The 20,910-nt window shown below is 68.8% G+C and carries 16 protein-coding genes and 1 pseudogene; 12 read left to right on the forward strand and 5 right to left on the reverse strand.

Going from position 1 to position 20,910, the window contains the following annotated elements:
* Positions 1 to 2: 2 nt before the first annotated feature.
* The 5 genes from cobA (at position 3) to QRN07_RS09755 (ending at position 4,430) form a co-directional block, all read left to right on the forward strand.
* Positions 3 to 1,037 carry a uroporphyrinogen-III C-methyltransferase gene (gene cobA, locus QRN07_RS09735; RefSeq protein ID WP_285240946.1) on the forward strand — a complete coding sequence of 345 codons (1,035 nt, stop codon included), beginning with the start codon at positions 3 to 5 and terminating at the stop codon, positions 1,035 to 1,037.
* A 14-nt stretch (positions 1,038 to 1,051) separates the two neighbouring features.
* Positions 1,052 to 2,200 (forward strand): uroporphyrinogen-III synthase, encoded by a 1,149-nt coding sequence (locus tag QRN07_RS09740; protein ID WP_050685056.1) that lies wholly within the window; start codon positions 1,052 to 1,054, stop codon positions 2,198 to 2,200.
* 227 nt (positions 2,201 to 2,427) lie between these two features.
* Positions 2,428 to 3,288, forward strand: coding sequence for an FAD-dependent oxidoreductase (locus tag QRN07_RS09745; RefSeq protein ID WP_285240947.1), 861 nt, complete (start codon positions 2,428 to 2,430; stop codon positions 3,286 to 3,288).
* A 117-nt stretch (positions 3,289 to 3,405) separates the two neighbouring features.
* Positions 3,406 to 4,125, forward strand: a complete 720-nt coding sequence (gene deoC / locus QRN07_RS09750) for a deoxyribose-phosphate aldolase (RefSeq protein ID WP_285240948.1) — start codon at positions 3,406 to 3,408, stop codon at positions 4,123 to 4,125.
* A 53-nt stretch (positions 4,126 to 4,178) separates the two neighbouring features.
* Positions 4,179 to 4,430 carry a hypothetical protein gene (locus tag QRN07_RS09755; RefSeq protein WP_050685059.1) on the forward strand — a complete coding sequence of 84 codons (252 nt, stop codon included), beginning with the start codon at positions 4,179 to 4,181 and terminating at the stop codon, positions 4,428 to 4,430.
* A 103-nt stretch (positions 4,431 to 4,533) separates the two neighbouring features.
* On the opposite strand, the gene QRN07_RS09760 is transcribed toward QRN07_RS09755, so the two are convergent.
* Together QRN07_RS09760 and mfd are read right to left on the reverse strand one after the other, a co-directional pair.
* Positions 4,534 to 5,346, reverse strand: a complete 813-nt coding sequence (locus tag QRN07_RS09760) for a metal-dependent hydrolase (protein WP_050685060.1) — start codon at positions 5,344 to 5,346, stop codon at positions 4,534 to 4,536.
* Positions 5,346 to 9,023 carry a transcription-repair coupling factor gene (mfd, locus tag QRN07_RS09765; RefSeq protein WP_285240949.1) on the reverse strand — a complete coding sequence of 1,226 codons (3,678 nt, stop codon included), beginning with the start codon at positions 9,021 to 9,023 and terminating at the stop codon, positions 5,346 to 5,348. Before mfd ends, QRN07_RS09760 begins: the two co-directional genes overlap by 1 nt.
* Before the next feature lie 266 nt (positions 9,024 to 9,289).
* On the opposite strand from mfd, the gene QRN07_RS09770 reads away from it, so the two are divergent.
* The 3 genes from QRN07_RS09770 to QRN07_RS09780 are packed head-to-tail and all read left to right on the forward strand — an operon-like array spanning position 9,290 to position 11,564.
* The gene (locus QRN07_RS09770; protein ID WP_050685062.1) at positions 9,290 to 10,798 is read left to right on the forward strand and encodes an SDR family oxidoreductase; all 1,509 of its coding nucleotides are present in this window, start codon (positions 9,290 to 9,292) and stop codon (positions 10,796 to 10,798) included.
* Between the two features lie 42 nt (positions 10,799 to 10,840).
* On the forward strand, positions 10,841 to 11,338 hold the full coding sequence (locus tag QRN07_RS09775) for a DUF2505 domain-containing protein (protein ID WP_285240950.1): 498 nt from the start codon (positions 10,841 to 10,843) through the stop codon (positions 11,336 to 11,338).
* A 4-nt stretch (positions 11,339 to 11,342) separates the two neighbouring features.
* Positions 11,343 to 11,564, forward strand: a complete 222-nt coding sequence (locus tag QRN07_RS09780) for an SCO4848 family membrane protein (RefSeq protein WP_050685064.1) — start codon at positions 11,343 to 11,345, stop codon at positions 11,562 to 11,564.
* 20 nt (positions 11,565 to 11,584) lie between these two features.
* On the opposite strand, the gene QRN07_RS09785 is transcribed toward QRN07_RS09780, so the two are convergent.
* The 3 genes from QRN07_RS09785 to QRN07_RS09795 are packed head-to-tail and all read right to left on the reverse strand — an operon-like array spanning position 11,585 to position 15,947.
* Complete coding sequence (locus QRN07_RS09785) at positions 11,585 to 13,144, reverse strand: glycerophosphodiester phosphodiesterase family protein (RefSeq protein ID WP_285240951.1); 1,560 nt, start codon at positions 13,142 to 13,144, stop codon at positions 11,585 to 11,587.
* A complete protein-coding gene (locus QRN07_RS09790; protein ID WP_056598011.1) occupies positions 13,141 to 14,448 on the reverse strand; it encodes an O-antigen ligase family protein in 1,308 nt (435 codons plus the stop codon). Before QRN07_RS09790 ends, QRN07_RS09785 begins: the two co-directional genes overlap by 4 nt.
* Positions 14,449 to 14,492: 44 nt before the next feature.
* Entirely contained in the window at positions 14,493 to 15,947 is a 1,455-nt protein-coding gene (locus QRN07_RS09795; RefSeq protein ID WP_285240952.1) for a tyrosine-protein kinase domain-containing protein, read from the reverse strand.
* Positions 15,948 to 16,177: 230 nt separating this feature from the next.
* Between QRN07_RS09795 and QRN07_RS09800 the strand changes: the two genes are divergently transcribed.
* The 4 genes and pseudogenes from QRN07_RS09800 to QRN07_RS09815 all read left to right on the forward strand — a co-directional run.
* Complete coding sequence (locus tag QRN07_RS09800; RefSeq protein ID WP_231686033.1) at positions 16,178 to 17,329, forward strand: glycosyltransferase; 1,152 nt, start codon at positions 16,178 to 16,180, stop codon at positions 17,327 to 17,329.
* The gene (locus tag QRN07_RS09805; protein ID WP_056598007.1) at positions 17,326 to 18,867 is read left to right on the forward strand and encodes a lipopolysaccharide biosynthesis protein; all 1,542 of its coding nucleotides are present in this window, start codon (positions 17,326 to 17,328) and stop codon (positions 18,865 to 18,867) included. The genes QRN07_RS09800 and QRN07_RS09805 overlap by 4 nt, the downstream gene beginning before the upstream one ends.
* Before the next feature lie 25 nt (positions 18,868 to 18,892).
* Complete coding sequence (locus QRN07_RS09810; RefSeq protein ID WP_285240953.1) at positions 18,893 to 19,822, forward strand: glycosyltransferase family 2 protein; 930 nt, start codon at positions 18,893 to 18,895, stop codon at positions 19,820 to 19,822.
* A 469-nt stretch (positions 19,823 to 20,291) separates the two neighbouring features.
* Positions 20,292 to 20,910, forward strand: a pseudogene (locus tag QRN07_RS09815) (hypothetical protein); the annotation flags it as partial.

Below are 20,910 nucleotides of genomic sequence, written 5' to 3' on the forward strand. Positions count from 1 at the left end.
CCATGCAGCTCTCCATCGACCTCACCGGCCGTGAAGTCCTGGTCACCGGATCGGACGCGGCAGCCCGCCAGGCTGTCAGGCGCTACGAAGCCGCCGGCGCCGTGGTATCCCGCCTCAGCAGCCCACAGGGCGAGGACCACAACGGTCCGCTGCCGGAGCGCCCGTTCCTGGTGGCCGCCGTCGACGACGGCCAGCCCGGCTGGGACCTGCTCCTGGACCGCTGCCGTGCCGCGGGCATCCCCGTAGCCACCGAACCCGCCGCCGGCGCACCGGGGCACGTCACCCTTGTGGGCGGCGGGCCCGGCACCACCGATCTCCTCACCGTGGCGGCCGTGAAGGCCCTGCGCGATGCGGACGTGGTGTTTTATGACCGCCTTGCCCCGTACCAGGAGCTCCCCACGCTGACCTCAGCCGTGCTGGTGGACGTGGGCAAGAAGCCCGGCCACCACAAGGTGGGCCAGGCCGACATTGAAAAACTCATGGTGGACGCGGCCCTCACCGGCAACAACGTGGTCCGGCTGAAGGGCGGGGACCCCTACGTGTTCGGCCGCGGCGGTGAGGAAGTCGCCGCGTGCGTGGCCGCCGGCGTCAAGGTCTCAGTGGTCTCCGGCGTCACCAGCGCCATCTCCGTCCCGGCTGCCGCCGGCATCCCCGTCACCCACCGGGAAGTCAGCCACATGTTCACGGTGGTTTCCGGCCACGCCCCGCTCACCGACAAGGAACACCACCACCTGGCCTGCCTCGGCGGCACCATCGTGGTGCTGATGGGGGTGGGGACCCTGCACCAGCTGGCAGCGGGCCTGCGCCGCGCCGGGATGCGGGCGGACATGCCCATGGCCGTGGTGGAACGCGGTTACCGGCCCGGGCAGCGCACCACCATCGCGGACCTCGGCACCATCACCACGGCGGCCGCCGGCTGCAGCAACCCCGCTGTCCTGGTCATCGGCGAGGTGGTCAAGGTGGCGGAAGCCAACAACGGCCACGCCGAAGCCGCCGCCGATTTAGACAGGCTGGCGGCCTCGCTGCTCGGTTCGTGAAAGGATTGACCCCCATGAATGCACTTGCACCAGCCGAGGCACCGCAGGTTGAGGAAACACCCGGCGCACCGGAGTCCCCGCTGGAAGGATTCCGCATCGGCGTGACCTCGCACCGTCGCTCCCAGGACCTGATTGAGGCCCTGGAACGCCGCGGCGCCGAAGTGCTGCACGCGCCCGCCCTGAAAATCGCCCCCGTCCAGGAGGACATGCGCCTCATCGAGGACACCCGGACCATCATCGCCGCCAAACCGGACCTCTGCATCGCCACCACCGCCTACGGCATGCGCCGCTGGTGCGAGGCCGCTGACTCGTTCGGGATCGGCGACGAACTGCTGGAAACCCTTGCCGCGTGCCGGATGTTTGTCCGCGGTCCCAAGGCCCGCGGCGCCGTCCGCGCCGCGGGGCTGGCCGACGTCGGCATCAGCAGCGACGAAACCACCGCAACACTGGTGGACATGCTGCTGGCGGAAGGCGTCCGCGGCAAAACCGTGGCCGTGCAGCTGCACGGCTACACGGATGTCCGGCAGCTGGAACGGCTCCGGATGTCCGGGGCCACGGTCCTGACCGTGACCCCGTACCGCTGGGTGAAGCCCGACGGCGAGGACCGGCTGCCGCGCCTCATCGAGGCCGCCTGCAGCGGGAACCTCGATGTCCTCACCTTCACCAGCGCCCCTGCTGTGGACGCCATGTGGAGCACCGCCCACGAAATGGGCGTCTACAAGCAGTTGATCGAAAGCCTCAAAACCACCGTCACCACCGCAGTGGTGGGTCCCGTCACCGCCCAGCCCTTGCTTGACGCCGGCATTACCCCGCTGGTGCCGGAACGCTTCCGCATGGGTGCACTCATCCGGCTGGTGGTGGAGCACCTGGCCCTGAACCATGTGCGCCGCCTGGACACCCGCAGCGGGAACATCGAGCTCCGGGGCCGCAGCCTCCGGATCGACGGCCAGCCCGTGGAACTGGCCCCGGCTCCCCTGCTGCTGCTGCGGGCGCTGCTCGGCGCGGAAGGTGCCGTCCTGTCCCGCGATTCGCTCTCGGACCTGCTGGAGCTCCGCGGTTCCGTACACGCCCTGGACATGACTGTCAGCCGGCTCCGCTCCGCCCTGCCGGATGGCCGGCTGGTGGAAACCGTGGTCAAGCGGGGCTACCGGATCCGGGTCTGACCCCCGCCGCCGGAGCTGCCGGGACACTGTTCCAAGGCCATATGTGTCCGGCTCCGGCGGATTGAGAGCTGGGTCACGGGTTCTGTTACCAGCCGGTAAACATTGGCGAACGCACCCCCGCCGGAGCCGCAATGGCGGGGAAACACAACGGTAAAAGCACTTTCCTACGCTGGGAGCATCACGAAAGTCCCGGCCGCCTCAGCGGCCAGCAGCGAAAGGGCCAGCACATGTCCGCTCCGGCACCATCCCCGTCCACTCCCGCAGCCACCCGCATCGTCATCGCAGGTGCAGGCCCGGCCGCCCAGGCCCTGGTTACGCAGCTGGACCAGGGCCGCTTCACCGGCACCATCACGGTGCTCAGCAACCGGGACGACACCCCGGCGGAGCTGCTGGAGCTGGCCCTGCTGCCCCAGGTGTCCGTCCGCTTCGGCCAACCCGCCAGCCACATCGACGCCGCCAAGCGCACAGTGGCCACCGCCGACGGGATGGAATTCGGCTACGACCAGCTGGTGATCGCCACCGGCTCGGCACCGGTGGCAAACCCCGTGGAAGGTGCCGGCTCCTGCCTGAGCTACTCCACCATCGACGACGCCGCCCGGATTTCCCGTGCGGTGGGCGAGGTCACTCGGGAACTTGGCCGGCGCCCGCTGGGCATCCTGGTGGGCAACGGGGCGGCCGCAGGACAGGCCGAAGCCGTGCTCCGCGCCCGCGGTGTCCGCCCCATCCGCACCACCGCCCGGCCCGCCGCGATTGTCCCGGGTACCTCGGCCTCCGGGCTGGTGGCGTCCGCGGTGATCTTCGAGGACGGCAGCAGCATGAGCGGGGACCTGGTGGTCCTCGCCGAGGAACGCGTCTCCCGCGACGGCCTGGCAGCCAGCGCCGGCCTGCGCACCGCGGCCAGCGGCGGCATCGTCATCAGCCAGGACTTCCGGACCTCCGTGCCCGGCATCTGGGCCATCGGCGACGCCGCAGCGTTCGACGGCGTCCGGCTGGGCCTGCTGGTGGCGGCCGCGTCAGCAGCTGGGGCCTGCGCCACGCAGCTGTTGAGCGCATCGGCCCCGGGACCTGTCCTGCAGGCCGCTGCCTGAGGCAGCCGGCAGCACCGCCCGGCACGCCCGGGCGGTGCTGCCGCTGTGGCAAGATGGGTCCCGAAACGAGTCACGGACACGCGCCACCGGCCCACAAGGCCACTGGAGAGGACCATCATGAGCAACGAAGCCGCGCCCACCGTTCCCCCGGCCACCGCCGCCGGACCGGACGGCATCGCGTCCTACATCGACCACACGATCCTGAAGCCGGAAGCCTCCGAGGAGGAGGTCCTGAAGGTCTGTGCCGAAGCCGCGGAGTACGGCTTCAAGTCCGTCTGCGTGAACCCTGTCTGGGTCAAGACCGTCAAAACGGCGCTCAAGGGCTCCGGGGTCCTGACCTGCTCGGTGGTGGGTTTCCCGCTGGGCGCCACGCCCACGGACGTCAAGACCTTCGAAGCCCGCGGCGCCGTCCTTGACGGCGCCGACGAGGTGGACATGGTCATCAACATCGCCGCCGCCCGGGCCGGTGACAAGGGCGCACTCACCGAGGACATCGCCTCCGTGGCGGCAGCCGTGCACGGCAGCGGCGCCATCCTGAAGGTCATCATCGAAACCTCGCTGCTCTCCGACAGCCAGAAAACCCTTGCCTGCGAAGCTGCCGTCGCCGCCGGTGCGGACTTCGTCAAGACGTCCACCGGCTTCAACGGCGGCGGCGCGACCGCAGCGGATGTCGCCCTGATGCGCGCCGCCGTGGGGCCGCAACTTGGCGTCAAGGCGTCCGGCGGAGTGCGTTCCCTCGCTGACGCTCAGGCTATGATTGCAGCAGGTGCAACACGTATTGGTGCCAGCTCCGGGATTGCGATTGTCAAGGGTGAACAGGGTTCATCCGCTTACTGACAGGCCCCGGCAGCCGCCACAGATCTGGCCCCGCGCGGGCCGAGGAGGAACGAATGTCCAGCAAGACCACGGCGGCCCACGAGGGCACTGCCCATGTCCAGACCCCCCAGAATGAGAACCCGCTGGCCGGGAGCATCATCCTCTTTGTGGTGCACATGGCGTTGTTCCTCGGGTCCATCTACTCGCTGACGTTCCTGACGCTCGGCAACCCCTGGCCCATGGCCGTCTGCCTTGGCCTGTTCGCACTGGCCTTCTGGATCCCGCAGACCATCCTGGGCCGCTCGGACTCAGCCGGGGAGCACTAGCCCCGGATTTTCCAGAACCCCCGGCGGACTCCCTGGCAAGCCCAGGATCCGCCGGGGGTTTTTGCTGCCCGCCTTGGGACCGGACCCCAGCATCAAAACGGGTTCAGAACCAGATCCGGACCCACGCCACGGCGGCCGCGGAAACCCCGCCCAGGTGGGTCCGGGCGATGGACCAGGCGGCCATGGCCAGTCCCACCATGGCGTAGGCGCTCACGGGAATCAGCACCAGCCACTCGCGTTTGGAGCCGGCCCGCCCCAGGACCGGCAGGGACAGTGCCCCGTTGGGCCGCCAGATCTTCCGCAGCAGCGGCACTTTCCGGAAGAGCTTCGGCGGTTTGATGACAATGGGCCACAGCAGCGGCACACCGCCGGTGGTGACCAGGTCACCCAGGATGTGGACCACCACGCCGATCAGCATGGACATGGGCAGCCACGTCCACTGGTCCGGGGCGTACCAGGTCACCAGGCCGGCCATCAGCAGCCCAAAAATCCAGTTGGTCAGCCACCCGGAGGCTGGGAACAGCTTGAGGGCCTTGGCGGCGATGTTGATCATGAACATGCACAACAGCCCTGCCCCGACGGACAGCAGCCCCCACGGTGTATCCACCTGGAACTGGGCCACGGCGACGGCCAGCAGCACAAAACATGCTGCGCCAACCACCGAGTGCGTGCCTTGCCGGTGCCCGCCGCTGGCGTTCTCGATACCCACCGCCACCGCGTTGGACAGCGGCGGCAGGGAGTTCGCGATGGTGCTGGACCGGTGGTCCCAGTCGCACACCAGGGCGGTGCCCGCCGTCGTCATCCCGCCAATCACGATTCCCGTGGCATCCAGCGGATACCAGCCCAGCGTATACGGGCCGGTGGAGGCAACCGCCACCCACGCCGCGGCACCTGCCGCAGCGTGGTGGCCACCCATCACCCCTGGCCCGCCGTCAGCGGCGCGTCGGAGAAGATGTTGCGGATCACGCCGTTGGCCCATTCCAGGATCTCGGCGTCCTGCAGGTCGCGGCCGCCGATCCTTGCCGTCTTCGGCTTGGGCAGCAGCACCGCATCAAGGGCCGGCTTGGACTGCGCGCCGGGGTACATCCGGTTCAGGCGCATCACCCGGGACTCGGGCAGCGTGGCCGGGGAGAACTTGATGAAGTTGCCCTGCAGGGCCACATCGGAGAGCCCGGCCTCGCGGGCCCCCACCCGGAAGCGGGCCACGGCCACCAGGTTCTGCGCGGGCAGCGGCGGCTCGCCGTAGCGGTCCACCAGTTCGGCCAGGACCTCATCGATGGCCTCGTGGGTCAGCGCGGACGCCAGCTTCCGGTAGGCCTCCAGCCGCAGCCGCTCCCCCGGCACGTAGTCGTGCGGCAGGTGCGCGTTGACCGGCAGTTCGATCTTCATTTCGGCTGCCTTTTCCTCGGCCTCGCCGCGGAAGTCAGCCACCGCCTCGCCCACCAGCCTGATGTACAGGTCGAAGCCCACGCCCTGGATGTGGCCGGACTGCTCGCCGCCCAGCAGGTTGCCGGCGCCGCGGATTTCGAGGTCCTTCATGGCCAGCTGCATGCCGGCGCCGAGTTCGTTGTGGGTGGCCACGGCCTTGAGCCGTTCCAGGGCCACCTCGCCCAGGGGCTTCTCGGAGGGGTACAGGAAGTAGGCGTAGGCCCGTTCCCGGCCGCGCCCCACCCGGCCGCGGAGCTGGTGCAGCTGGGACAGGCCGTATTTGTCCGCACCGTCCACAATGAGCGTGTTGGCGTTGGAAATGTCCAGCCCGGTTTCGATGATGGTGGTGCACACCAGCACGTCGAAGCGCCGTTCCCAGAAGTCCACGATGATCTGTTCCAGGCGGCTCTCGGACATCTTGCCGTGGGCCACCTCCACCCGCGCCTCAGGCACCATTTCCCGGATCTTGGCGGCGGTCCGCTCAATGGTGGACACGCGGTTGTGGACCAGGAACACCTGGCCCTCGCGCATCAGCTCGCGCCGGATGGCCGCGGAGGTCTGCTTGTCCGTGTACGGGCCCACGTAGGTAAGGACCGGGTGGCGTTCCTCCGGCGGGGTGGCCAGGGTGGAGGTTTCCCGGATGCCGGTCAGGGACATCTCCAGGGTCCGGGGAATGGGGGTGGCGCTCATGGCCAGGACGTCCACGTTGGTGCGCATCTTCTTCAGCGCTTCCTTGTGTTCCACACCGAAGCGCTGCTCCTCATCCACGATCACCAGGCCGAGGTCCTTGAACTCGAAGTCCTTGGACAGCAGCCGGTGGGTGCCGATCACCACGTCCACGCTGCCGTTTTTGACGCCTTCGGCCGTCTCCTTCGCTTCCTTGGTGCCTTGGAAACGGGACAGCGGTTTGACCCGGAGCGGGAAGCCGGAGAACCGTTCGGTGAAGGTCTCGTAGTGCTGCTGGGCCAGCAGGGTGGTGGGTACCAGCACCGCTACCTGTTTGCCGTCCTGCACCGCTTTGAACGCCGCCCGGACGGCGATCTCGGTTTTGCCGTAGCCCACGTCACCGGAGACCAGCCGGTCCATGGGGATTTCCCGCTCCATGTCCGCTTTGACCTCGTTGATGGTGGTCAGCTGGTCAGGGGTTTCCACGTACGGGAAGGCTTCCTCAAGCTCCCGCTGCCAGGGTGTGTCGGGGCCGAAGGCGTGCCCGCGGGACGCCATCCGGGCCGAGTACAGCCGGATGAGTTCGCCGGCGATCTCCTTGACGGCCTTCCGGGCCTTGGATTTGGTGCTGGCCCAGTCCGCGCCGCCCATTTTGCTGAGCACCGGCGCGTCGCCGCCCACGTAGCGGGTCACCTGGTCCAGCTGGTCCGTGGGGACAAACAGCCGGTCGCCGGGCGCGCCGCGCTTGGAGGGCGCGTATTCGAGGACCAGGTATTCGCGGACGCCGTCGCCGCCGCCGGCCACCTTCCGCTGGATGAGCTCCACAAACCGGCCGATGCCGTGCTGTTCGTGCACCACATGGTCCCCCGCCACCAGCTGCAGCGGATCCACGGCGTTGCGGCGCTTGGAGGGCATCCGGCGCATGTCCTTGGTGGACCCCGGGGAGGTCCGGCCCAACAGGTCGGCTTCGGTGAGCAGGCCCAGCTTGAGCCCGTCGAGGACAAAACCGCGTCCGACGGCGGCAGTGGTCACCTCGATGATGCCCGGCTGGGGCTCCTGGTCCAGGCGGTCCACCCGGGCGCAGGGGATGTCGGCGTCGTGGAACAGTTCGGCGAGGCGCTGCGCGGGGCCGGGACCTTCCGTGGCCACCACGATCCGCCACTGGTTGCGCACGTGGGTGCCGATGAACTCCATCATTTCGGCGACGTCGCCCTGGTAGCCGCGGGGTTCGCGGGCGTGCAGGTTCAGGACGTCGATGTCAGGCAGCAGTTCGGTGTCCTGCGCCAGCGAGGTGATGGACCACCAGGAGACCCCGTGGTCCAGGGAGGCGCTCCGGGTTTCGGCCAGGGACCGGAAACTGGCGGTGTGCAGCGCAGCGGACGCCTGTGAGCTGAGGTCCAAAGGCGCGGTGCCGCCGTCGGACGCCGTGGACCACGCCGCTTCCAGGAATTCCTCGTTGGTGGCGGCGAGGTCGTGGGCGCGGGCGCGGACCTTTTCCGGTTCGATCACCACGGCGATGGACCCGGCGGGCAGCTGGTCCACAAACGGGACCATGGCGTCCACCAGGACGGGGGCCAGGGACTCCATGCCTTCCACGGTGATGCCGCCGGCGATCTTCTCCAACATGTCGGCCGCAGCAGGCAGCTGGGTCTTCAGCGACGCTGCCCGGGACATCACGGAGGGGGTGATCAGGATTTCGCGGCACGGCGGGGCGTGCAGTTCCGTGGGGTGCTTGATGCCCGGGGCGGACAGCGAGCGCTGGTCAGCCACGGCGAACCAGCGCATCTGGTCCACTTCGTCGCCGAAGAACTCCACCCGGATGGGGTGGTCCTCCGTGGGCGGGAAGACGTCCAGGATGCCGCCGCGCACAGCGAATTCACCGCGGTGCGTGACCATGTCCACGCGGGCGTAGGCGGCGTCCGCGAGGTTCCGGACCACCTCGGTGAAGGGCCTTTCCTGTCCCACCGCAAGGGTGACGGGCACCAGCTCGCCCAGGCCGGCCACAATGGGCTGGACCACGGCGCGTACCGGCGCCACCACCACCCGCAGCGGCCCCGCTGCAGAGCCTTCGGGGTGCGCCAGCCGCCGCAGGACGGAGAGCCGCCGGCCCACGGTGTCGGAGCGGGGTGAAAGCCGCTCGTGCGGCAGCGTCTCCCAGCTGGGGAACTCCGCCACGGAGTCGGCGGGCAGGAAAGCGCGCAGCGCCGCCACCAGGTCCTCGGCTTCACGGCCGGTGGCGGTGACCGCCAGGACAACGCCGGGCGTGCCGGTACCGGCACTAGCATCCGGGTCCGCAGCCGCCGCCGTCAGACCGTCCACCATCTCGGCCAGCAGGACAGGCCGGAGTCCGGCCGGCGCGCTGATCTGGTAGTCCTGCCCGCGGACGTCGAATCCCCGCCCGGCTTCTGCCCGGACCCGGGAGAAGGACTGGTCCGGCGCGAGCGCTCGGCGCAGTCCATCCAGCGACGGACCGGCGGTGGGCGGACCGGAAAGGCTCATGGCAGGTGCTCCTGTGGTGTGCAGCGGAAAATCAGGCAAGGTGGAATCAGGCAGGCTGAATCAGGCAACGCGAAAACCCGGAATTCTTTTCGAATCCCGGGTAAACCCAGCCTACCCCGCGGCACCGACAGTCCTGCGGCTAGGCTGGGCAGAGGCGCCAGGGCGGCCGGCGGGCACCGGGAAACCTGGCCCCGCCAGCACCGGTCCAACCGGGCTGCCGCTCCGAACCTCTTGGGGATCAACGCTTGCGGACGTAGGGAGAAACCATGACGGAAACCAGCAGCAGCATCGGCCCGGCCAGGACAGTCCTGGTAACGGGAGCCACCGGTTACATCGGCGGAAGGCTGGTGCCCCGGCTCCTCGAGGCCGGCCACACGGTCAAGGTCCTGGTCCGCTCCCCCGACAAAATTGCCGGCAACCCCTGGCGGGATGACGTGGAAGTGGTCGAAAGCAGCCTGGACGATGGCGAGGCCCTGCGTGACGCGCTGGCCGGCGTCGACGTTTTTTATTACCTGGTGCACTCCATGGCGGCGGGGACGGGCTTTGAAGCCAAGGAAAAGGCCATGGCCGAAACCGCCGCGCGTGCCGCCAAGGACGCAGGTGTGCAGCGCATTGTTTTCCTGGGCGGCCTGCATCCCAGCGGGGTGGAGCTGTCCACCCACATGCGGTCGCGGGAAACCGTGGGCAAGGTCTTCCTGGACAGCGGCGTGGACTCCATTGTTTTCCAGGCCGGTGTGGTGATCGGGTCCGGCTCGGCGTCGTTCGAGATGATCCGCCACCTGTCCGAGACGCTGCCGCTGATGCCGGCCCCCAGCTGGGTGCGGAACCGGATCGAGGCGATCGCCGTCCGCGATGTCCTGCACTACCTGGTGGGCGCGGCGTCGCTGGAGGGACACATCAACAGGACCTTCGACATCGGCTGCCGCCAGGTGCTCACCTACGCCGGCATGATGAAGGCGTACGCTGCGGAGGCCGGCCTGCCCTACCGCGTGGTGCTGGCCCTGCCGGTCCCGGCGCCCAAGCTGGCCGGCATGTGGGTGGCCCTGACCACCCCCATCCCGCTGTCCATGGCCGTGCCGCTGGTGCAGTCCCTGCAGCACGACGCCGTCTCGGACGAGCACGACATTGACCAGTACATTCCGCAGCCGGAAGGCGGCCTGACCAGCTACCGCACCGCTGTGGCGCTGGCCCTGGGGAAGGAACGGGACGGCCAGGTGGTCACCACCTGGGCCAACGCCGGGGTGGCCTCCGACCCGCTGCCCAGCGACCCGGACTGGGCCGGGCACAAGGTCTACATCGACGAGCGGACCTTCCACGGCGACGTGGATCCGGCCCATGTCTGGACGATCATCGAAGGCATCGGCGGCCGGAACGGCTGGTACTCCCTGCCGCTGGCATGGCAGGTCCGCGGCTGGCTGGACAAGCTGACGGGGGGCGCGGGCCTGCTCCGCGGCCGCCGCCATCCCAAGGACCTGGCCATCGGCGAAGTGGTGGACTGGTGGCGGGTGGAGCGGATCGACCGCGGCAAGCTCTTGCGGCTGCGCGCGGAAATGCGGGCGCCGGGCCGGGCGTGGCTGGAACTCTCAGTGGAACCCGACGGCACCGGCAGCACGTACCGTCAGCGCGCCATCTTCTTCCCCAAAGGCCTGAGCGGGCGCCTGTACTGGCTCGCGGTTTTGCCGTTCCACAGCCTGATTTTCCCTGCCATGGCGCGCAATATCACGGACGCGGCGCAGAAGATTGTTGATGCGGAGCAGGCAACCGGCAACCCGTAGGATGTTGGGAGCCCGATCCGCTCCCACGTCCCTGGAGGACCCATGGCCCTGAACGCCGTCACCACCCTTCCGCATTCCGTCCACAGCGTCGCTGCCGTGCTGGTCAACGAGGATTTCCAGCGCCACGTGAGCGAGCTGGTGGGGGGCACCCTCGAGTCCTTCGCCGTGGACGGCGATATTGCCGGTGCGTTCAGCGCCACGTCGGTCCGCACCCTGCCCACCACGCGCCTGCCGGAGATTGCCCGGAAGTTCGTTGGCGAAAGCCTGAAGGTCACGCAGGTGGAGAACTGGGACGCCCCGGCGGCCGACGGTTCACGCCAGAGCAACATCTCCCTGAAGATCAGCGGCGCCCCCGTGGACGTCACCGCGGTGCAGCGCCTGGTGGCGGCCGACGGCGGCACCCGGGTTGAGCTTGAGGGCGCGGTCAAGTCCTCGGTCCCGTTCCTCGGCGGAAAAATTGCCGACGCCGCCGAGCCCATGGTAGCCAAGGCCCTGAACCTGCAGGCCAAGCAGGCGCAGGCCTGGCTGGAAAGCCACTGATCCCGTGGACCTGCCTGTTTTCCCTGCGCTCGTCCTGATCATCGCCGGCGCCTGGTCCCTCGTGGTGTGGCCGCAGTTCCTGCGCCGCGTTATGAAGGACACCCGGGCCCGGGACGCCGCCGGGAAAGCCACGAGGTTCCTGACTGTCCACGTGGTATTGGTCAGCATCTCCATGGTGCTGGGCGCTGCCACGGCGGTCATCGGCATCATGGGGCTGCTGGGCTGAAGCCCGGCAGCGCAGCCAAGTCAGGCGGGGCAGGCCTGGCCCGCCGTGCCTGGCTGCGGCGCGGGGCCGGTCCGCACGTTCCGGAACTCAACCGGAGGGCCGCCGTCGTAATTTTTTGCCAAAGCGAAGTAGCCGCCCCGGAACGCCGCATCGGTGCTGGTAAGGCCCTGCGTGCCGCCGCGGCCGGCGGAGATCCCGGCCGCGGTGACGGCAACCTGGAACTGCTGCCACTGCCCGGCCCGCGCCGGCGCCCCGCCGGCCTCGCCCAGCACTGTGCCCGCTGCGCTGCCCCGGTCCACGCGGTAGAGGATCAGCCGGCCGTCCGGCCGGGCGTCCAGCAGGTATCCACCCTGCCCGCTGACCTGTCCGGGACGCCAAGGGGAGTCATCCGCCAGGGCGAACATGATCCCGGCACCGTACGCCTGGCCCGGCACGCCGGCCGGCCAGCGGAGCTCGAATTCCAATAACCACTCCGCCGCCTGGATGGGGCCCATGGAGCCCAGCGTGTAGGCGGCGGTGGTGGCGGACGCCATGCGCAGCGCCGATCCGGTGAACGTAGGCTGCTCCTGCCAATGGCTGTCCGCATCCCACGGCAGGTCCCCCGGCGCTCGCTGCCCGGTGGTGAACGCGTCCGCGGCGGCTACTGGCTCCCGCTGCAGGACGTAGGGCGCGTTGGCGCACATCATGCCCCGGACCCCCAGGCCCAACAAGCGGTCCCGCTCGCTTCGCCGGTGGACCTCCCACCCGATGACGGGCTTTCCGGTGGCCACAAACTGCCGGATGTTTTCTGTCGGGGCCAGGGCGGGGACGCCCAGCAGATCCACGGCGTCGAAATACGCCGCCGCGCCGTCCAGGGTGCCGGAGCCGAAGTAGCCCCAAGTGATGTACCCGTTCCGACGGGCCTCCGCATGCGCCTTGGACTGGGCGGGCTGCTTCCACACGATGTGGTCCCGGGCGTCCGGGTAGCCCGCCAGCAGGGCCAGGATTTCCTCCTGGTTGGTGCCTTGTTTGTCCTCCAGGAAAATGACGGTGTCCGCCAGCAGGAGTTCCAGGACCTCCTGCAGTTCCGGGACCGGTTCCCGGCCGGTGGCGGGTCCCAGCCAGGCCCGGGCATCGTTGCGCAGGGTTGCCACAGTGGCCAGCGACGTGGCGGAGATCAGGAAGTCCCGGCCGGTCATCCGGGCCAGGTCGGGGTCGTGGTGGCAGATCAGGACGCCGTCCGAGGTGGCCGATACGGAGACTTCGATGGCTTTGATGCCCAGTGCGGCGGACTCCCGGTAGGCCCGGAGCGTGTGTTCGGTCCAGTTGTCACCCGAGCCGCGGTGGGCGATGTAGAAACTGGGCGTGGCCAGGAGGTCGGTGATGGTGGCGGGGCCGGCGGGGGCCAGCGGCACGTCGGCTACCGGCGGCAGGGGGACGCCGGCGGAGGTTGCCGTGGTTCCTGGTTTCCCCGTGCCGGCCAGGTCGCCGGGAACTGTCCGGTCAACGGGGTCCGGGCAGGCCTGGCAGCCCGTCAGGGACCAGGCCGCGCCGGCTGCTGCCAGGCCCAGGAACGTCCGCCGGTCAGGTCCGGTCCTCACGGGGCTGCCGCGGTCCTGGTGCCTGCGGGTTCCTCGGGGTGGCGTGCCGTCCTGGCTGCTTCCTGCCGTTCCCGGCGGGCTGCTTCCGCTGCCATCACCAACATGGCAAGCACTGTCCACACCAGGATTCCCGCTACCGAGCGGGTGGCCAGGGAACTGTACGTCTGCGGCACCGCAATCACAAGGATGGCCGCCAGCGTCAGCCCGCGGACCCGGTGGTGCAGGCCGTGCCGGAGGAGCAGAGCCACCATGGTCCCGAAGTACAGCACGGCAAAAGCGATGCCGAAGTCCACGCTGTACATCAGGAGCGGGTTTTCAAAGCTCGTCTCCAGGCCGCCCTGTACCGCCACCCGATAGCTCGCACCGCTCCCCTGGCCCGCGATGGCGTAGTCACCCCAGTGGTTGAAGAAGTACTGCAGGGACAATGCCCTGGCCTCCGTCGAGCCTGTGTCGTCCTCAATCCTGCCCACCACACCCTCAATCAGGGGGGACGTGGTGATGAGGATCGCGGCGGCGGCAATCAGTGCCAGCAGGATTCCTTTGAGCCAGGCCGGACGGCGGGCAAAAAGCACCACCACTGCCACGCAGGCCGCCAGGACCACCAGCCCGGCCCTGGACTGGGTGATCAGGATCCCCACAATCATCAGGACCAGCAGCACCAGCTGGACCAGGTTCCGTTTCAGCCCGGCCACCAGCGGGGCAACGGCGACGATGACCAGGGACAGGGCCAGCGGCTGGTCCAGGGTCCCCATCCAGCGGTTGTTCTCCGGCTTGTACCAGTACTGCTTGCTGAAGCCCTGCTCGTAGACCAAGGGACTGTGCGTGAGCCACTGCAGCAGCGCCACTGCGCACACCGCCGCGACGAGCCACAGCAGCAGGTTCCGCAACCAGACCGCCAGGCCGGCGTCTGTGATGGAGAGGGTGAGCAGCAGGAAGAAAAACAGGACCGGCGCCACGATCTGGTCGGCCAGCAGGACCATCCCGCCGCCGGAATCAGCGGCCCGGGAGGCAAGGACCGCGGCCGCGACCACCACGGCGAGGGCCAGGAAGAGGACAAAGTGCCTGCCCAGGACCTGGCCAAAAGCGGCCGGCGCATCCAGCAGCCGGGCCAGGAAAACCGCGAGGATCAGCCAACTGGCGGCGTGCAGCGACAGCGGACCGGATGGAACGCCGGTGACCACCTGGCTGCCCACGGCGGGGACCAGGAACCAAAGGGCAAGGACAGATCCCACCAGGATCCGGGGCCGCGAGCGCAACAGGAAAGCGGTCGCGAAGCACAGCCCGATCCATAGTCCCAGCTGCATTTATGCCACCTTGTCCATCAGCAACCCAGCCGCCGGCAACCTGGTCAGCCGCGGTGGGATCGGGTGGCCGGCACGCGGTCGCGGGCCGGGTTCTGCGCGGCGGCTGCCTTCCTGGTGGGTTCCTGCGGGCGGATCCGGCGGCGAAACCGCCCGCTGAGCCGAGGGAACGAACCCTGGCGGTGGGATTCGGCGAGCCGGTTCGGCAAGAAGGTGGCGGCGACGCCCAGCAGGGTGCTGTTGACGGCGCGCAGGTTGGCCAGGGAGGCGGCCAGGATCTCCGCCGTGACGTGCTGGTGCCTGACCACCACGATCGCACCGTCGGTGACTGCTGCGAGCAGTGCGGCATCGCTCATCGGCTGCAGCGGCGTGGCGTCCACCACGATCCTGCTGAACTTCGGTGCCAGCTCCGCCAGCATGGTGCGCACGGGGCCGCCGCCCAGCAGGGCGGTGGGACGGGGCGGGACGGTCCCGGCCGCCATCACCTGCAGGCCGGGTATCCCACTTTCCTGGACCGCTTTGTCCGCGGCCACCTGGCCGGAAAGGACGTTGGACAGGCCGGTGGGCTTCGCCAGGCCAAGTTCCTGCGCCAGGCGGGGCCGCCGCAGGTCGGCTTCGACCAGGAGGACCGTGTGCCCGTTCTCTGCCCAGGCCTTCGCCAGCAGCAGCGCCACCGAGGTCTTGCCCTCCGCATATGTTGCGGACGTTACCGTGAGCGACCTCAGGCCGGCGGCCTCGGGCAGGAAATCGATGTTGGTGCGCAGCCGCCGTGCCGCCTCGGTCACCAGGGCATCATCCGGGGACCTGAGGATACGGTTCAGCGCCTTGGCATTCCGGCCGGCCGGGATGCGGGCCAGAACCCGGACTCCGCCGGCTTCCTCGATTTGTTCAGGAGTAATGAGGGTCCGGTCCAGCACGCGGCGGGTTACCGCAATCCCGATACCCAGGGCGGCACCCACCAGCAGCCCAAGTCCATAGTTCAGGCTCTCCCGGGGGGAGACCTGGCTGCCCGGTTCGGTGGGGCCGGATACAACGGTCAGCACCGTCTGCGCGGTGGTGGGAACCCGGCTTTCCTCAAGTTCGTGCACCGCCGACCCAAAATTCCGGGCTATGGCGGTGGCCGTGGCGAAGGCTTTGCCGGCGTCGGGCATGGTGACTTCCACCGTCAGCAGCAGCGTGTCCTTGTCTGCGGAGGCGCTGATGCTGGATTCGGCTTCCGCGCCGGTCACCCCCAGTCCGGTGTCGCTGACCAGGCGGGAGACGAACTGGTCGCTCTTGACCAGGGCGGCGTAGGAGACGATGCGGCCGCGGGAGAGTTCATCGGACTGCAGCGCCGATTGCCCGTTGACCGGCGGTGCCACCACAAAAAACCTGACAGTGCTTTGGTACATGGGCTGGATGGACGCGGTAAAAGCGACAGCACCGAGCAGTCCTGCCAGGGCGCACGCCACGATGATCCACCAGCCACGCACCACGGCGCGGAGATACTCTGACAAATCCAATATGGCCTCCCGGTTACGTACGCAGCCGGACGTCCCGGACCACACCGTTGGTAGGCGTTCATTATTGACCGCTGCATCCGGGCGGCGGAAGGCCGGCCGGGGCTTCCCAGCCGCAACTTTCCCTCAAGGTTGGGTCAAGGCACCCGGCCGCGGCAGCCACCGCCCCCACTATGGAACCAAGGCCGCCTGTCGGCCACTTCCTGACCCCTTCAACACTGGATGGAGGTACTGTGAACGGGCACCGGCTCTCAGTCCTGATTGCGCATCCCTCCGCAGATCTCTATGGCGCGGACAAGGTCCTGCTCGAAACAGTCGAAGGCCTGCTGCGCGGCGGCGCCCGGGTGCTGGTCACCGTGCCTGCAGAGGGCCCGCTGGTGGCGGAGCTCCAGGGCCGGGGTGCGGCGGTGGTGCTGTGCCCCACGCCGGTGCTGCGCCGGTCCATGCTGACGCCGTCCGGGGCGACGCGCTTTACCGCCGACGCGATCCGGGGCACCGCCGGAGGCATCGGACTCATCCGGCGCTGCAAACCGGATGTACTGCTGGCCAATACCAGCACCGTCCCGCTCTGGGCGGCGCTGGCCCGGCTCTGCGGCGTTCCCGCGGTGGTCCATGTCCACGAAGCCGAAGCCTATGCGCCCCGGCTCCAGCAGGCCCTGCTCGCCCTGCCGCTGTCCTTCGCCACCAGCATCGTGGCCAACAGCCAGTTCACTGCCGACACGCTGGTCCGCTCCCTGCCGAGCCTGCAGGGCAGGAGCACCGTCATCTACAACGGAGTGCCCGGGCCCGCCACGGAGGCACGTTCCAGGGGAAGGCTCGACGGCGGGCTGCGCGTGCTTTACGTCGGCCGGCTCTCGCACCGGAAAGGCGTGGACGTTGTGGTGGAGGCGATCGCGCAGCTGAACCGCAAGGGCCATCCCACGCACCTCGATGTGGTGGGCGGCGCCGTACCCGGCGCAGACGCTTACGAGTTGGACCTCCGCCAGCGGGTTGCCGGGCAGGGTGCCGGGGCATCAGTGGCGTTCCATGGGTACCAGTCGGACGTCTGGCCCTTCCTTGCGGATGCAGACGTGGCAGTGGTGCCGTCCCGGCTGGACGAATCCTTCGGCAACACGGCAGTGGAGGCGATCCTTGCGGCCCGGCCCCTGGTGGCGAGCAGTATTTCCGGGCTGCGGGAGGCCGCCGGCGCCTATGACTCGGTGCAGTTTGTGGCTCCCGGCAGCGTCCAGGGCCTGGCGGATGCCCTGGAGACGGTGGCGTCCCAGTGGGCGGTGTACCGCAGCGCCGCAGCACGCGACGCCTCCCTGGCACGGGCCAAACACAGCCCGGTCCTGTATGGCGAGGAAATGTTCCGGCATCTCAGCCAAGCAACCGGGCAGGCATGAGCCGCAACGGCTCCCCTGCCGGCCTGCACCGCGCCGAGGGGAAGCCGTCGGCCGGCAAAGGTGCAGGCGCCCACCCTGCGGGAAGTACTTTTGCGGGCCGCCCGGCTGCCAGCGGTGTGCGCTGGACCATGGCCGCAGTCATCGCCCGCCAGGGCTTCCAGATGCTGGCAGCGCTGGTCCTCGCCAGGATCCTGGGCCCGGCGAGTTACGGCATCATCTCCGCCGCCACGGTGTTCACTACCTTCGCTGCGCTGTTCCTGGACCAGGGGCTGGCCGCGGCGCTGGTCCAGCGCCCGGCCGTCAGCCGGCGCGCGGCGGGGGCCACGGCCACCCTGAACCTGCTGATGTCGGTGGCCATCGGGGTGGCCGCACTCCAGTTGGCTCCCGCCGTCGCCGGTTTTTTTGGGGCGCCGGAACTTGCCGTGCTGCTGGTGCCGCTTGCGGTTGCCATCCCCCTTAAGGGCCTGGCCATCACGCCCCGTGCCATGCTCAGCCGGGAACTGAAGTTCGCGCTGGTGGCCAGGGCGGACATCGCCGGCGCCGTGGGCGGTGCCGCCTGCGGCATCTCCTCCGCACTTCTGGGCGCCGGCTATTTCGCCCTGGCATACCAGGTGATCGCCACCGACCTGGTCACCGCCGCACTCCTGCTGGCGGCCGCGAGGGGGCCCTGGCCAAACCACCATCTGCGGGAAGTCCTGCCCATGCTGGCCTTCAGCTTCAGCGTCTTCTGCACCAACTTCCTCGCGTACTTTTCCCGGAACATGGACAACGTCCTGGTGGGCCGGTTCCTTGGGCTCGCATCGCTTTCCCTCTACGGAATGGCGTACCGGATCATGGTGCTTCCGGTCCAGCTGGTGGGACAAACCATCAACCGGGTGATGTTTCCTGTCTTTTCCCGGGCCAGCGATGATCCTGCCAAGGTTGCGTTCCACCTCACCTCGGTCACCAGGATCACCGCAATGACGGCGGTGCCCCTGATGGCCTACATTGCCTGCGCCGCACCCGAGCTGGTCCAGCTGGTCCTTGGCGAGGCATGGCTGGCGGCCGCCCCGATCATCAGTGTCCTGGCCATTGGCGGTGCCCGGGAGACGGTGTTTTACATAACTCCCACCCTGATGAAGGGGCTGGGCAAGGGCGGCCTGATCCTCCGCTACGAGGTGCTCGCGGCCCTGGTCCAGGTGGGCGGCATCGTGGTGGGCCTGCAGTTTGGCCTGCTGGGGGTGGCGGTGGGCCTGGTGGGGGCCGGCCTGTTCCTGGTTCCGGTGCTGCTGCTGATCCAGGCCCGCCTGACCCAGGTCCGGATCAGCGCCCAGCTCGCGGTGATCTGGCCCGCCGTCCACGGCGCCCTGTGGGGCGCGGCCGGCTGCCTCGGCATCGGCTTGCTGGACCTTCCCCTTGCAGCCACCACGGCCCTTGGCCTGGCTGTGTTCCTCCTGCTTTTTGCGGCTGTCCTGTTCCTGTGCCACCGCAGCCACGTGGAGAAGTTCCGGCGGCAGGCAGCCGCCCTTTTTGGCAAACGGCAGGGCTTCGATCAATGAACATAACCCCGGCGAAAGGCAGGCCATGATCCAGACAGCGGAGCAGCTTGTGATTGCGGTGCTTACGTACAAGCGCCCGGAAGACCTCCTGGTGGTGCTCCCGCGCCTCCTGGACCAGGCCCGTTCGGTGGACCTGGCTGCCACCGTGCTGGTGGTGGACAACGACCCCGCTGGCAGTGCCCGGCAGACGGTGGAGGACTATCCGTCGTCGCTGGTCAAATACGTGCACGAACCCCGGCCTGGAATCGCTGCCGCCAGGAACCGGGCCATCCGCGAGGCGGCTTCCGACTCCCTCCTGGTGTTCATCGACGACGACGAGGTGCCGTCGGAGCAGTGGCTGCGGCACCTGCTGGCGCAGTACCGCGCCACGGCGGCGGCGGCCGTGGTGGGTCCGGTGATCAGTGAATATGCCGAGCCGCCCGAGGCTTGGATCCAGGCTGGCAGGTTTTTTGACCGGCGCCGGCTCGCCACCGGATCGCTGATCGACGTGGCGGCCACCAACAACCTGCTGCTTGATATGGGGAAGGTCCACGCGCTGGGCCTCGCATTTGACGAGAAGTTTGGCATTACGGGCGGTTCGGATACGCTCTTCACCCGCCGGCTTGCCCAGCTGGGCGGGACCATGGTGTGGTGTGACGAGGCCGTGGTGGTGGACCGGGTACCCACCGGCCGGCTGACGCGGGACTGGGTGCTGCGCCGGGCCTTCCGCAGCGGGAACGCCAACGTCCGGGTTGACGTTGAGCTGGCCGGTTCGGCGCCGGCACGGGCGGCAGCCCGGAGCCGGGCCTTCGCGGCGGGTTCGATCCGCGTCGCCGGGGGGACGATACGGGTTCTGGGGGGCCTGGCAGGCGGCTCCATGTCGCTCCGGGCAAGGGGCATGCGCAACATTGCCAGGGGCTCAGGCATGCTGTCCGGAGCGGCCGGGTATGTTTACAGCGAGTACCGGCGCAACTGACCAGTCTCCGTTACCGGGGCCCGACAGTCCAGCGGCGTGGCCTACGTTACAAATAAGACAGTTGGGCCCTGTGTTGAGCAGGATCACAAAAAGATTTTCCGGGACGGTTGGGGCGCTCCCTGGGTCGTTTTGCGAAGCTCCTGCTCGGGACGGCGTGTTGGTAGTTTTGACGATGCAAAAAAAGCCATCGTTACCTAACCGAAACGTGTCGATCCTTGCCCATTTGCACCGTTATCGGTTTGCAACACAACAAAACCTCAAATAGCGTTGCAGTCAACAGCCGGGGTCGGGGATGCCTACGGGAGAAGTCAGCACAGTCGAAGCGCGGTCACCCCTGCTTCGCCTTCCGGCGCAAGCCCTTTTGCTGATGCCACACGTCAGGTAGACCAGCCCGGCTTTGCCATGCGCAGCCAGGTTATGCCTCCATGTGTCTCCCCGTGCCCGGAGACGAACTCGAGAGGTACACCCTATGGCTATCAGCAAAGCCGTCAGCAAAAACATCAGGACCAGCTATGCCGTGGGCGCCGCCCTGACGGTCGCAGCACTGGCACTGTCCGGATGCTCCGAACTGTCAGCAGCCGGCATCACCGACAGCGCCGCCGTAGCGCCGGGGACCAAGGCCCCCGCAGCAGCCCCCACACAGGGCCAGGCAACGGGCACCAAAGCCCCCTCAACTTCCAAAGTAGTACCGCCTGCTCCGGCCGTCGACACCATCGACACCCCCGAGGCCCCGGCTGCAGCCCTTGCGGACACCGGCAAGTCCCCGGCATCAGCAGCGGCTCCGGCGGCCCCTGCCGCTCCTGCCGCGCAGGCACCCACCCCTGCCCCGGCCGTTGCAGCAGCACCCGTTCCGGTCGGGGCCGCCAAGGCACCCGGCACCGTGGCTGCAGCAGCTCCGGTGGAACCTGCCGACGCCGTGGCGGCTCCGGTACCTGCCACGGTTGAGACCGTGAAGGCACCCGTCAAGGAAACCGTGGACGCTCCGGCACCCGTTGAAGCCCCCGCCCCCAGTGTGGACGCTCCGGCTCCGGTTGAGGCTCCGGCCCCCGTCGAGGCAGCACCGGCTCCGGTCGAGGCTCCGGCCCCCG

The sequence above is a fragment of the Pseudarthrobacter sp. MEB009 genome (genome assembly GCF_030208875.1).
In the GTDB taxonomy this organism is placed as follows: domain Bacteria; phylum Actinomycetota; class Actinomycetes; order Actinomycetales; family Micrococcaceae; genus Arthrobacter.

What these genes read in the sequence shown, in the direction of transcription:
- cobA (WP_285240946.1), top strand. Translation starts at nt 3, where the DNA reads ATGCAGCTCTCCATCGACCTCACCGGCCGTGAAGTCCTGGTCACCGGA.
- QRN07_RS09740 (WP_050685056.1), top strand. Translation starts at nt 1,052, where the DNA reads ATGAATGCACTTGCACCAGCCGAGGCACCGCAGGTTGAGGAAACACCC.
- QRN07_RS09745 (WP_285240947.1), top strand. Translation starts at nt 2,428, where the DNA reads ATGTCCGCTCCGGCACCATCCCCGTCCACTCCCGCAGCCACCCGCATC.
- deoC (WP_285240948.1), top strand. Translation starts at nt 3,406, where the DNA reads ATGAGCAACGAAGCCGCGCCCACCGTTCCCCCGGCCACCGCCGCCGGA.
- QRN07_RS09755 (WP_050685059.1), top strand. Translation starts at nt 4,179, where the DNA reads ATGTCCAGCAAGACCACGGCGGCCCACGAGGGCACTGCCCATGTCCAG.
- QRN07_RS09760 (WP_050685060.1), bottom strand. Translation starts at nt 5,346, where the DNA reads ATGGGTGGCCACCACGCTGCGGCAGGTGCCGCGGCGTGGGTGGCGGTT.
- mfd (WP_285240949.1), bottom strand. Translation starts at nt 9,023, where the DNA reads ATGAGCCTTTCCGGTCCGCCCACCGCCGGTCCGTCGCTGGATGGACTG.
- QRN07_RS09770 (WP_050685062.1), top strand. Translation starts at nt 9,290, where the DNA reads ATGACGGAAACCAGCAGCAGCATCGGCCCGGCCAGGACAGTCCTGGTA.
- QRN07_RS09775 (WP_285240950.1), top strand. Translation starts at nt 10,841, where the DNA reads ATGGCCCTGAACGCCGTCACCACCCTTCCGCATTCCGTCCACAGCGTC.
- QRN07_RS09790 (WP_056598011.1), bottom strand. Translation starts at nt 14,448, where the DNA reads ATGCAGCTGGGACTATGGATCGGGCTGTGCTTCGCGACCGCTTTCCTG.
- QRN07_RS09805 (WP_056598007.1), top strand. Translation starts at nt 17,326, where the DNA reads ATGAGCCGCAACGGCTCCCCTGCCGGCCTGCACCGCGCCGAGGGGAAG.
- QRN07_RS09810 (WP_285240953.1), top strand. Translation starts at nt 18,893, where the DNA reads ATGATCCAGACAGCGGAGCAGCTTGTGATTGCGGTGCTTACGTACAAG.